7 protein-coding genes are annotated in these 13284 nt (G+C 62.9%); 6 read left to right on the top strand and 1 reads right to left on the bottom strand.

The genetic code is table 11. The annotated features are described in order from the left end of the window. The first annotated feature begins 335 nt into the window (after positions 1 to 335). Positions 336 to 6350: a pullulanase-type alpha-1,6-glucosidase gene (pulA, locus tag BLV41_RS08380; RefSeq protein ID WP_074711324.1), complete on the top strand. Its 6015-nt coding sequence runs from the start codon at positions 336 to 338 to the stop codon at positions 6348 to 6350. A 121-nt stretch (positions 6351 to 6471) separates the two neighbouring features. Here the strand turns inward: pulA and BLV41_RS08375 are convergent, their stop codons facing one another. Further along, complete coding sequence (locus BLV41_RS08375; RefSeq protein WP_074711323.1) at positions 6472 to 7446, bottom strand: quinone oxidoreductase family protein; 975 nt, start codon at positions 7444 to 7446, stop codon at positions 6472 to 6474. A 138-nt stretch (positions 7447 to 7584) separates the two neighbouring features. Between BLV41_RS08375 and argC the strand changes: the two genes are divergently transcribed. The 5 genes from argC (at position 7585) to argF (ending at position 13284) form a co-directional block, all read left to right on the top strand. After that, complete coding sequence (argC, locus tag BLV41_RS08370; RefSeq protein WP_074711322.1) at positions 7585 to 8631, top strand: N-acetyl-gamma-glutamyl-phosphate reductase; 1047 nt, start codon at positions 7585 to 7587, stop codon at positions 8629 to 8631. Further along, positions 8628 to 9797 carry a bifunctional glutamate N-acetyltransferase/amino-acid acetyltransferase ArgJ gene (gene argJ, locus BLV41_RS08365; protein ID WP_074711321.1) on the top strand — a complete coding sequence of 390 codons (1170 nt, stop codon included), beginning with the start codon at positions 8628 to 8630 and terminating at the stop codon, positions 9795 to 9797. Before argC ends, argJ begins: the two co-directional genes overlap by 4 nt. 336 nt (positions 9798 to 10133) lie before the next feature. Continuing rightward, entirely contained in the window at positions 10134 to 11030 is an 897-nt protein-coding gene (argB, locus tag BLV41_RS08360; protein WP_074711320.1) for an acetylglutamate kinase, read from the top strand. After that, complete coding sequence (locus tag BLV41_RS08355) at positions 11030 to 12310, top strand: acetylornithine transaminase (protein WP_083360669.1); 1281 nt, start codon at positions 11030 to 11032, stop codon at positions 12308 to 12310. Before argB ends, BLV41_RS08355 begins: the two co-directional genes overlap by 1 nt. Continuing rightward, positions 12310 to 13284, top strand: coding sequence for an ornithine carbamoyltransferase (gene argF, locus BLV41_RS08350; RefSeq protein ID WP_044571848.1), 975 nt, complete (start codon positions 12310 to 12312; stop codon positions 13282 to 13284). Before BLV41_RS08355 ends, argF begins: the two co-directional genes overlap by 1 nt.

Here is a 13284-nt window from a genome sequence, read left to right as displayed (position 1 = left end):
ACGGAACCTGCCGCGTTACGCAGTGAGTCGGCAGTGGACCATGTTCGGACTGGGGCAGGGAATGGGAGTGGAACCGGGGCCGACCGTGCGCTGATTGGCGCCGGCCAGACTGCCGACGGCAGACTCCAAACTCAGTCTTAGCTCCTTTGGTGCCCTGTTGTGTGCTTTGCGCGACAACTTTGTAAGCGTTTCCAGTACTTAATCAATACCTTTGGACAGTATTTCTAGCAATCGGGCGTCACCCTATGGAAACGCTTGCATTAAGTCTTCGTACGCTGCTAGCGTCGCAGTCATTGCCGTGCACCATGTGTGCCATATCACCATTGGAGTCAAAGATGACAGACTATCTGCGTGCCCGACGAGCGCTTGCCCTGGCGTTCTCGGGCGCTCTCGCAGCTTCAGCCTTGCTGGCACCTGCATTCGCCACGGCCACGGGAGCCGACGCGGCGGACGGGCGCGTGTTCACTTTGGCGGGTGACCTGCAGGATGAACTCGGTTGCGCGGCTGACTGGGCACCGGACTGCCCGGAGACAAAACTTGTCGAGACCGGCACCGCCGGCGTCTACGCTGCGGACTTCACCCTTCCCGCTGGTTCCTTCAACTACAAAGTCGCCGTGAACGGGTCCTGGGATGAGGCCTATGGTCACGGCAGCGAGAACATTCCGCTGGCGCTTGCGGGGGAGAGCCGGCTCCGGGTCACTTTTGATGACACCACGAAACGGATCGGTGTCCAACCGCTTGAGCTGCGCGGCGACTACAGCGCCGCGGACGATGCACTGGTCAAGGCTCCCGTCCGCCAAGCCGGCGCGGGCGAGAATTTTTACTTTGTGATGACCGACCGTTTCGACAACGGTGACACCTCAAACGACGAGGCGGGGATCGAGGGTGGCCGCCTGCTTAGTGGTTACGATCCGAGTGACAAAGGGTTTTACAACGGCGGCGACATCGCCGGACTGCGCAACCGCCTCGACTACATCGAGGGCCTGGGCGCCACCGCCATCTGGCTGACGCCGAGCTTCAAGAACCGCCCAGTGCAGGGCGAAGGGGCGGATGCATCGGCCGGCTACCACGGCTACTGGGTGACTGACTTTACCCAAATCGACCCACACCTTGGCACGAACGACGAATTGTCGGCACTCATCGACGAGGCGCACGCCAAGGGCATCAAGGTCTACTTCGACATCATCACCAACCACACGGCTGATGTCATTGCCAACGAACAAAACCAAAACTCCTACCTGGAAAAAAAGGACGCGCCCTACAAGGACGCGTCCGGGGCACCCTTTGACCCCGCGGACTTTGCCGGGACGGACACCTTCCCGGATCTTGACCCTGCCACCAGCTTCCCCTACACGCCGAAAGTCCAGGACGCGGACAAGAACCTCAAGGTTCCGGCGTGGCTGAACGACACCTCGCTGTACCACAACCGTGGCGACTCCATCTGGTCGGGTGAGTCTGAAACGTACGGCGACTTCAGCGGTCTCGACGACCTCATGACCGAACACCCGAAGGTGGTTGACGGATTTGTCGAGGTGTTCCAAGACTGGGTTGATTTCGGCATCGACGGTTTCCGCATCGATACCGTCAAGCACGTCAACCTTGAGTTCTGGCAGAAGTGGACCACCGGGGTGCTGGACTATGCCCACGCCAACGGCAAGGAGGACTTCTTCATGTTTGGCGAGGTTTACAGCGCCGACCAGAAGATCCTTTCCCCTTACGTACGCAAGACAGAGATGAACTCGGTTCTCGACTTTGCCTTCCAAGATGGTGCTGTGGGCTATGCCACCGGCAACTCCGCGCGGGGACTGCAAACACTTTTTGCCGGGGATGACTATTTCACGACGACCAAGAACTCGCCGACAGCGCTGCCCACCTTCCTTGGCAATCACGACATGGGTCGTGTTGGCTACTTTGCGAACAACACAGCCAACCCCCTGGAACGCGACGAACTCGCCCACGAGCTGCTCTACCTCACCCGCGGACAGCCGGTGATCTACTACGGAGACGAGCAGGGCTTCGCTGGCGAGGGCGATGGAAAAGACAAGAATTCGCGCCAGAGCCTCTTTGGCACGCGGGTGGCTGAATATGCAGAGCAGAAGCTCGTCACAGGCGAAACAATTGGCACCGAGGACCGCTTCGACACGGAGGCGCCCCTCTACCGGCACATTGCGGCACTCGCCAAGCTACGTGCCGACCATCCCGCCCTGGCGCAGGGCGCACAGATCCAGCGTTACGCAGACGACGGTGCGGGCATCTACGCGTTCTCCCGCGTTGACCGAGACGAAAAGGTGGAATACCTGGTTGCCTTGAACAACGCCACTGAGGAAAAGTCTGTTGCGGTGACCACGCTGACACAAAACGGTGGGTTCGAGCCTCTCTACGGAGCAGACTCGGCGGTTAAGAGCGACGGAAAAGGTGCAACCACCATCACCGTGCCCCCTATGAGCGCGGTTGTGTACCGTGCCGACAAGGGCGTCACGGCGTCCGCCGCCACTGACATCGCGCTCAACCTCCCCGCCGCGGGTGCAGCGCTCACCGGAAGTACCGCAGTGAGCGCAACCATCGACCAGAATGCCTGGGCTGAGACGAGTTTTGCCTACCGTGTTGTGGGCGGCGAGGAATGGATGCCGCTCGGCACCGCGGAGAGCGCTGCGCCCCGAGTGTTTCACGACAGCGAATCACTGCCGGCCGGCACCTTGGTTGAGTACCGTGCGGTGACGACGGATGCCGCAGGCAACCACAGCGCCGCGTCCAGTTACGGCTCCGCAGGATTCGCCGTGACCACCGAGGAGGTCGAAGCCCCCGAGGCCGAGATCACCATGGTTTCAGTCCCCGGCAGCCACAATGTCGCCATGGGCTGCGCCGCCGACTGGCAGCCCGCCTGTGAAACGGCAAAACTTACCAAGAACGAGGATGGCATCTACACCGGCACCTTCGAGCTGCCGGCGGGCTCCTACGAATACAAGGTGGCCATGAACGGCAGCTGGGATCTCGCCTATGGCTCAGGCGGCGACTCCGGAGGCGGAGCGAAGAACCTGATGTACACGCACGACGGCGGACCGGTCACCTTCTATTGGAACCCCGCAACGAAGATGGCACAAAACAGCTCGCAGGCACCGATCATCACGCTTGCCGGTGATTTTCAGAAGCAGCTCGGCTGCAGTGAAGACTGGAAACCAGCCTGCTTTGCAACATCCATGCATGACGGCGACGGCGACGGCGTCTACGAATTCTCGACCGACAAGCTCGCGGCCGGCAACTACTCCGTCAAAACAGCGCATGGCCTTGGGTGGGACGAGAACTACGGGGGTGGCGGCGCACCCGGCGGCGAGAACCTTGCGTTCTCAGCCAGCACCGGCAAGCAGATCAACTTCCGCTACACCCTGGCAACGCACATCCTTGAGATCGACGTTGCAGATCCGCCGCTCGCCGGTCTCGGCACGCTTCAGGCCAAGTGGATCGATGAAAACACCCTCGCCTGGCCTGCAGCATTGCTCGGCCAGGTCCCTGCTGCAAATGCCTCCTGGCAGCTGTTTCACTCGGCATCGGCAGCCCTGATGGTGACAGGCGGAGCCGTCAGTGGCGGCAGCGCCATTGACCTCAGCTACGATTCCGCAGGATTCTCGGCTGAACAGCTTGCAACATTTCCTGCGCTAAAGACCGGTTACATCGTGCTGCGCCCTGCAGCCCTGGACCAGGCGAAAACAGCCGGGCTCCTCAAGGAGCAGTTGCAAATCGCCCAGACACGTGACGGCGCACTCAACGCTTACACGGGCGTGCAGCTCCCCGGTGTCCTCGACAGTCTGTACGCCGGGTCCCTGGCCGGGCGCACCCTCGGAATCAAGTGGAGCACCGGCAGTCCCACCTTCACCTTGTGGGCGCCCACTGCACAGAAGGCAACACTGCTGACATGGCCAACGGACGGCTCGGGAGAGCCGGTGCGTACTGCCGCAACGTGGGATGCTGCCGCCGGAACGTGGACGGCTGCACCCAACGTGATCGCGGAGAACGCACACTACCTCTGGGAGGTTGACGTCTACACCCACTCAACAGGCAAGGTCGAGACCAACCAGGTGACGGACCCATACTCGATCGCCCTGACGACGAACTCGACCCGTTCAATCGCCGTCGACCTCGATTCGCCCGCTTGGGCACCCAAGCAGTGGGAAACCACGTCAGCGCCTGTCATCTCGAAGCAGGGTGACCGTTCAATCTACGAGCTGCACGCGCGTGATTTCTCGATTGGCGACACCACCGTGCCGGAAGAAGAGCGCGGCACCTACCGTGCCTTCACCCGCGACAGCGCCGGAACGGCCCAGCTCCGGGAACTCGCAGCAGCAGGCATCAATACGGTGCACCTCCTGCCCACCTTTGACCTTGCCACGATTGAGGAGAACCGCGCAGCCCAGAAGGCCCCGGACTGCGACCTCGCCTCGTTCGGCGCCGGATCCGAGGAGCAGCAGGCCTGTGCCGGTGCTGTCGCCAATCAAGACGGTTACAACTGGGGCTACGACCCACTCCATTTTCAGGTTCCCGAAGGTTCCTATGCCGTTGACCCGGAGGGCGGCGCCCGCGTCGCCGAATTCCGCGAAATGGTCGGTGCCCTGCACGCAACCGGCCTGCAGGTGGTGCTTGACCAGGTGTTCAACCACACGGCGGCATCAGGACAGGCCGGCGCATCGGTGCTGGACAAGCTGGTTCCCGGCTACTATCAGCGGCTCAACGCCGATGGCAAGGTTGAAACCTCCACATGCTGTGAGAATGTGGCCACTGAGCACAAGGCCGCCGAAAAGCTCATGGTCGACTCCGTGGTCCTCTGGGCCCGTGAATACAAGGTTGACGGTTTCCGCTTTGACCTCATGGCGCACCACTCCAAGGCGAACATGCTGGCAGTGCGTGCGGCCCTCGACGAGCTGACCGTTGAGAAAGACGGCGTTGACGGCAAATCCATCTTGCTTTACGGCGAGGGCTGGAACTTCGGAGAGGTCGCCGACAACGCGCTCTTCGAGCAGGCCAGCCAAGGTCAATTGGCCGGAACATCGGTTGGCACCTTCAGCGACCGGCTGCGCGATGCCGTGCATGGCGGCAGTCCCGTGGCAGGTGAGACCAAGTTCCAACAAGGGTTCGGAACCGGCCTGGCCACCGATCCGAACGGTTCGGAGATCAATGGAACACCGGAGCAGGCTCTCGCCGAGCTCCAACACCAGACTGACCTGGTCAAGCTCGGCCTGGCCGGAAATCTCAGCGACTACAGCCTGACCACCTCCGACGGCACCGTGGCGAAGGGGGCCGAACTCGACTACCGGGGTTCACCCGCCGGCTACGCCAGCCAGCCCGATGAAATTATCAGCTACGTCGACGCCCACGACAACGAGACGCTCTTCGACATCGGCATGCTCAAGCTGCCCGCCGACACCACGATGGCCGACCGCGTGCGCATGAACACCCTGTCGCTGGCGACCGCAACACTGGCCCAGACGCCGTCATTCTGGCACGCGGGAACAGAGCTGCTGCGCTCCAAGTCATTGGACCGCAACAGTTACAACTCCGGTGACTGGTTCAACCGCATTGACTGGACGGGGCAGGAGTCAACGTTTGGTTCGGGGCTGCCACCGAAGGCAGACAACGGGGATCACTGGGCAGCGATGAAGCCCCTGTTAGAGAATGCGGCCAACAAGCCCCAGCCTGCCGACATCTCCGCCGCGGAAGCGGGCGCGCTCGATCTGCTGCGACTGCGTTCATCGATCGACTTGCTGCGTCTGGGCTCCGCCGAGCTCATCTCGCAAAAGGTGTCGTTCCCGGGCAGCGGAACCGAGGCAACACCTGGAGTCATCGTCATGAGCATCGACGACCTTGTGGGCGACGACGCGGATCCCGCGCTTGACGGCGCTCTCGTTGTTTTCAACGCCGGCCCTGATTCCGCCAGCCAGACTGTCGGTGCCCTCGCCGGCCGCGACTACGCCCTCGCACAGGTGCAGTCAAACGGGCTCGACCCCGTGGTCAAGCAGACGAGCTGGGATGCCAAGAGCGGAACCGTCAGCGTCCCCGCACGCACGGTCGCGGTTCTTGTGAACGCTACGGCCAACGAGCCGAGCAAACCGGGGAGTCCCGATCCGGGCCCCGGCACGGATCCCACGGATACTGTGAACCCTGGTGGAAACGAGGGACCTGGCGGAACAACAGGCCCGAGCGTCCCGGCAACTGTGCTGGCGACGGACACGCCGTCCGCGGAGGACCACCTCGCCAGCACCGGTGTCAATTTCGCGGTGCTTGCTGGGGTCGCCGTGTTGATGCTTTTGGCGGGGATGACGGCGTTCAGGGTGGCCCGTAGAAGAAGGGCAGGCCACTAACTCCAACGGCGGCAACAAAAAGCCTTCGGGCGGGCACGGAATTCATTCCGCGCCCGCCCGAAGGCTTTAAGCGATGTACTGCCGGGTGTAACCGGCGGAGTTCACCTGGAGGCGGAACCGACTAAGGCTCCAGGATGACCTTGCCCGTGGTGACGCGTCCCTGCAAGGCGGCATGGGCCGCGCCTGCCTCGGCAAGCGGGAATCGGGCGCCGATGCGGGCCGTCAATGTACCCGAAGCGGCCGCATTGAACACCTCCGTTGAACGCCAACTGCGCTCCTGGGCGTTCAGGAGGTAGTTGCCCAGCGTGGGGCGGGTGACGAACAGTGAGCCGCCGCTGTTCAACCGCTGCAAATCAAGCGGCGGCACCTGACCTGACGCGCCGCCAAAGAGCACCAGCATGCCCCGGGTGCGCAGCGATGCAAGCGAGCCGTCGAAGGTGTCCTTGCCAACGCCGTCGAACACCACATCAACGCCAATGCCGTCGGTGAATTCGCGCACGTTTGGGGCAAAGTTCTCGTAGCGCAGAACCTCGTCGGCGCCGGCCACGCGGGATAGTTCTTCTTTTTCTTCTGTGGAAACCGTTGTGATGACCCGGGCGCCGCGTTCCTTCAGCATCTGCGTCAGCAGCAGCCCAACGCCCCCGGCGCCGGCGTGCAGCAGCACGGTCTGGCCAGGCTCAACGTGATAGGTGGAATTCATCAGGTAATGAGCCGTCATGCCCTGCAGGGGGAGCGCCGCAGCAACATCCATGGGCACGCCCGCCGGAACATGAAACGCCTTCTCGGCCGGAAAGATGGCGTATTCGGCGTAGCAAGCGATGCCTTCAGCCGTGGCAACGCTGTCACCCACTGCGAAGCCTGCCACGTTGTTACCCACGGCAACCACCTGGCCTGACGCCTCCGTTCCCGGAGTGAAGGGGTAGGGGACCTTGTAGATGCCCTCGCGCTGGTAACTTTCGATGAAGTTCACGCCTACGGCAGCAATCTTCACGAGCAATTCGCCGGGCGCGGCCACGGGCATGGGGACTTGGGTTAGTTCCAAGACGTCGGGACCACCAGGGGCGGTGGCGACGATGGCGTTGGCGTACTCGGTCATGGTGAACTCCAAATCGGTAAGTCTCGCGGGGGCAAGGCAAGCCCTCTAACGTTCATCATAGGACGGCTCTCACATCCCGGAGGAACATTTGTGGATAAATATCGGTGACTATGAATAGTTCTGCTGTATAGTCGACTTATGACAATTTCAGTAGCCGTCTCCGGAGCCAGTGGTTACGCCGGGGGAGAGGTGCTGCGCCTGCTGGCCAGCCACCCCAACGTAACGATCGGCGCCATCACAGCGCACAGTAACGCCGGCACCCGCTTGGGCAGCCTTGCCCCGAACTTGCACGCCCTGGCCGATCGCGTCCTGGTTGAGACCACGGTGGAGAACCTGTCGGGACACGATGTTGTTTTCCTGGCCCTGCCGCACGGAGCCTCGGCTGCCATCGCGGCCCAGCTGCCCGAAAGCACCCTGGTGATCGACGCCGGAGCCGACCACCGCCTGCAGGATGCTGCGGCATGGGAAAAATTCTACGGTTCAGAACACGCCGGCACCTGGCCCTATGGTCTTCCTGAACTACCAGGCCACCGTGAAAAGCTCCGCGGCTCTAAGCGCGTGGCTGTTCCGGGTTGCTACCCCACGAGCTCATTGTTGGCCCTCATGCCCGGCTTTGCCGCCGGCGCCCTGCTGCCGGACGACGTCGTGATTGTCGCAGCATCGGGCACCTCCGGCGCCGGCAAGGCCGCCAAAATCAACCTCATTGGTTCCGAGGTCATGGGCTCCATGAGTCCTTACGGCGTTGGTGGCGGCCACAGGCACACCCCCGAGATCGAACAGGGCCTCTCCAACGCCTCCGGTCTGGACGTGAAGGTTTCCTTCACCCCCACCCTGGCGCCCATGAGCCGTGGCATCCTCACCACCGCCACAGCCAAGGTTTCCGCCGAAATCGCCGCGATGGAGGATCCAGCAACGGCTCTTCGCGAAATTTGGGAAGAAGCCTACGCGGAGGAACCATTTGTGCGTTTACTCCCCGAAGGCCAGTGGCCCACCACTAAATCAGTACAGGGTTCAAACTACGCAGCCCTGCAGATCGCCTACGATGCCCACGTCAACCGGGTGATTGTCTGCTGTGTCATTGACAATCTCACCAAGGGAACGGCCGGCGGGGCGGTACAGTCAATGAACATTGCACTCGGCCTGCCCGAAACCACAGGCCTGACCTTCCAAGGAGTAGCACCATGAGCGTGACCACCCCACTTGGCTTCCGGGCCGCCGGCGTAACAGCCGGACTCAAGAAATCAGGCAACCCGGATATGGCCCTCGTGGTCAACGACGGTCCTGACTTCCACGCCGCAGCAGTCTTCACCACCAACCGTGTGGCGGCCGCTCCCATTCACTGGTCCCGCCAGGTCCTCAGTGACGGCCGCGTTGACGCAGTAGTCCTGAATTCCGGCGGCGCCAACGCCTGCACGGGCCCCGAGGGGTTCCAGAACACGCACGCCACGGCCGAGAAAGTTGCCGAAGTATTGGGCCTCTCCGCCACGGACATTGCTGTCTGCTCCACCGGCCTGATCGGCGAACAGCTGCCCATGGACAAGATCCTGCCCGGCGTTGAGGCTGTTGCCGCTGCCCTGACGGCCGAGGGCGGAGCTGCCGCCGCTGCCGCGATCATGACCACCGACACTGTCCCCAAGGAAGCGGTGTGGACCTTACCTGCCAACGAGGATGGAATCAGCTACACCATCGGTGGAATGGCAAAGGGCGCTGGCATGCTGGCCCCCGGCCTGGCCACCATGCTGGTTGTCATCACCACCGACGCCGGTGTTGAAACTGAGGCCCTCGACGCCGCCCTGCGCGACGCCGTCCGCGTCACCTTCAGCCGGGCAGATTCCGACGGTTGCATGTCAACCAATGACACCGTGCTGCTCATGGCCTCCGGGGCATCCAAGGCAATCCCGAACATGGACGAGTTCACCGCAGGCCTCACACAGGTGTGCGCCACGCTGGCCCGTTCACTCATTGCGGATGCAGAAGGTGCCAGCCACGACATCGCCATCATCACCAAGAACGCAGACAGCGAACGCGACGCCGAGGTAGTCTCACGCGAAGTGGCCCGCTCCAACCTCTTCAAGGCGGCCATCTTCGGCAACGACCCCAACTGGGGCCGTGTGCTCTCTGCCGTAGGCACCACCGACGCCGTCTTCGATCCGGACAAGATCAACGTCAGCATCAACGGCATTCAAATCTGCCGCAACGGCTGCATCGGCGACTCCAGAGACCTCGTGGACCTCACCCCCCGTGAAGTCACCGTCGAGATCGACCTCAACGCCGGTTCGGCCGAGGCCACCATCTGGACGAACGACCTCACACACGCGTACGTCGAAGAAAACAGCGCCTACTCCTCGTAGCTCGCTGGCCGAGCTTGTCGAGACCCGGCGGCGGACCGGCATTCCCTCGGCGACTATCCGACCGACGGCCGCGGGCGGCCTTACGGTCTCCTTTACGTCGCCTACGGAAACGCCGGCTCCGCCGCCTCGAATCAACGGTCGCCTTGGGTGCCACGAGACTTGGGGACGCCGCCCAGTGTAAGCCGGACGCCGGAGCCGACATTTTTTGTAGGCGACGTAAAGGAGACGCCAAAGGCCGCCCGCGGCCGACGCGTCGGATAGTCGCCGGAAAAATGGCGGTCCGCCGGGAGGCTGGCACACACAACGCAGTACACAACAGGATTGAAGGAAGACATGATGGGTTCGGTGGCAACAGCGCAGGGTAAGGCTGGCACGCTGATTGAGGCGTTGCCGTGGATTCAACAGTTCGCCGGCACGGTGGTGGTTGTTAAGTACGGCGGCAACGCCATGATCAACGATGAGTTGCGGCGCGCGTTCGCCGAGGACATCGTCTTTATGCACCATGTGGGCATCAAGCCCGTGGTGGTGCACGGTGGCGGGCCACAGATCAACGCCATGCTCAAGCGCCTGGACATCAAGAGCGAGTTCAAGGGCGGGCTGCGCGTCACCACGCCCGAGGCCATGGACGTTGTGCGCATGGTTCTGACGGGTCAGGTTGGCCGCCAGCTGGTCGGCTTGATCAATGAGCACGGGCCGTACGCTGTGGGGCTTTCCGGTGAGGATGGCGCGCTGCTGCAGGCCGAGCGTACAGGCACGGTGGTGGACGGTTTGCCCGTGGACCTGGGCCTGGTTGGTGAGGTTGTGGGTGTGAACCCCGGCGCCATCCTTGACCTGCTCGAGGCCGGCCGGATCCCCGTGATCTCCACGGTGGCCCCCGAGGTAGGGGACGCCTCCACCGTTTTGAACGTCAACGCTGATACGGCCGCTGCGGCCCTGGCGATCGCATTGAACGCCTCACGCTTGGTGATCCTGACCGACGTCGAGGGTCTCTACGCAAACTGGCCGGACAAATCCTCGCTGCTCAGCGAGATCGGCGCCGGCACGCTGCGGGCCATGCTGCCAGAGCTGGAGTCGGGCATGATCCCCAAGATGGGAGCCTGCCTGGCCGCGGTCGACGGCGGGGTGGCTCGTGCCGCCGTCGTGGACGGCCGTAGCGCTCACTCCGTGCTGCTGGAATTGATGACTTTTGAAGGCAATGGAACGCAAATTTTCCCCGATGAGGACCAAAACTGATGACTGAGCCGAGTAACGACAACACCATTAATCTAGGCACCGCCAACGCTGCGGCCGTGACGGGTACAGGGACCAGCGCCCAGTGGCTGGCACGCTACAGGGATTCACTCATGGGTGTCTTTGGCAACCCCCAGCGAGTCCTGGTCCGCGGCGCCGGCGCCCTCGTGTGGGACGCCGACGGCAAGGAATATTTGGACCTCTTGGGCGGCATCGCCGTTAACGCCCTGGGTCATGCCCACCCGTTCGTCACCTCCGTGATCGCAAGCCAGCTGTCGACCCTGGGTCACGTGTCCAACTTCTTTACGAGCCCCACGCAGATCGCGCTGGCTGAAAAGCTGCTCGAGTTGAGCCAGGCACCCATCGGTTCCAAGGTGTTCTTCGCCAACTCGGGCACCGAGGCCAACGAGGCCGCGTTCAAGCTGGCCCGTGCCCACGGTGGCAAGGAACGCCCCACGATTTTGGCACTTGAGGGCGGCTTCCATGGCCGCACCATGGGTGCCCTCGCTATGACAGCCAAGCAGGCCTACCGGGAGCCTTTCGAGCCCATGCCCGCCGGTGTGCGCCACATCGCGTTCAATGACATTGACGCCCTGCGCGCCGCCATGGACGGCTCCGTTGCAGCCCTCGTGATCGAACCCATTCAAGGCGAGGCCGGCGTCCGTCCGCTTTCCGCCGAGTACCTGCGGGCCGCCAGGGACTTGACCCATGAACACGGCGCCCTCCTGATCCTCGATGAGGTTCAGACCGGCGTTGGCCGTACCGGCACCTGGTTTGCAGGAGTCAGTGCGGGCATCACCCCGGACGCCATGACCCTGGCCAAGGGCTTGGGTGGCGGCTTCCCGATCGGCGCCATCATCACCTTTGGCGAGGAATCCTCCCGGTTGCTCAGCGCCGGACAGCACGGGACCACCTTCGGCGGCAACCCGGTGGCCACCGCAGCGGCACTGGCCACCTTGCACGTGCTGGAATCTCAGGATGTGCTCGGCAATGTGAAGGCTATCAGTGAGCTTTTTGCCGAAGGCCTGGCCAAGGTCGACGGCGTCACGGAGGTTCGTGCCTTCGGCCTCCTGATTGGCTTTGACTTGGCAGAGCCCGTGGCGGCCGGAGTTGTCGCGGCGGCCCTGGATGCCGGCTTCATCGTCAACGCTCCACGCCCCAACACCATCCGCCTGGCTCCGCCGTTGAACCTGACGGCAAAGCAGGCCCAGTCCTTTATTGCAGCCCTGCCGGCGCTCCTGGAGACGGCCATCGCCGCTCATAATTCGGAAGGAAAGTCCTGATGACCCGCCATTTTCTCGTAGACACCGATCTCAGCCCCGCAGAGCAGGCCGAGGTTCTGGAGCTGGCCGTGCAGCTGAAGAAGGCGCCGTACTCCAAGGGCACCTTTGCTGGGGACGGCCAGGGCGCACAGACGGTTGCGGTGATCTTTGACAAGACCTCCACCCGGACACGTGTTTCCTTTGCAGCTGGCATTGCTGCCCTCGGTGGCAACCCGCTGATTATCAACCCGGGCGAGGCGCAGATTGGTCACAAGGAATCTGTGGCCGACACCGCCAAGGTGCTCGAGCGGATGGTGTCCACCATTGTGTGGCGGACCTACGCCCAGGCTGGTCTGGAAGAAATGGCGGCCAATTCTTCGGTGCCCGTGATCAATGCGCTGACCGATGACTACCATCCCTGCCAGCTGCTTGCCGATCTGCTCACCATCAAGGAGCACAAGGGTGAGTTGGCCGGGCTGACCATGACTTATATGGGGGACAGCGCCAACAACATGGCCAACTCGTACCTGCTGGCTGGAGTTACGGCTGGCATGCACGTGCGCATCACGGGGCCTGCCGGGTATTTGCCGGCCGACGCCGTCGTGCGTGCAGCTCAGGAACGCGCGGCGCAGACGGGCGGATCCGTGCTCATCACCACCGATGTGGCCGAAGCCGTGGCCGGCGCCGATGTTCTTGTCACTGACACATGGGTGTCCATGGGGCAGGAAGATGAAAAGGCCCAGCGCCTGGAACTGTTCAAGGCTTACGCGCTCGACGACGCCGCCCTCGCCCAGGCGGCGCCCGACGCGATCGTTTTGCACTGCCTTCCGGCCTACCGCGGCTACGAGATCGCTGCCTCCGTCATCGATGGCCCGCAGTCAGTGGTCTGGGATGAGGCCGAGAACCGCTTGCACGCCCAGAAGGCCCTCATGGTCTGGCTGGTTGAGAAGTCCGCAGCCGAGGCGGCTACGGCAAACAGTGTGGCCGGCCTGTAG

The organism is Arthrobacter alpinus, from assembly GCF_900105965.1.
Lineage (GTDB): Bacteria > Actinomycetota > Actinomycetes > Actinomycetales > Micrococcaceae > Specibacter > Specibacter alpinus.
Note: the sequence above shows the minus strand (reverse complement) of the source record. Positions and strands in the feature narration are given on the sequence as shown.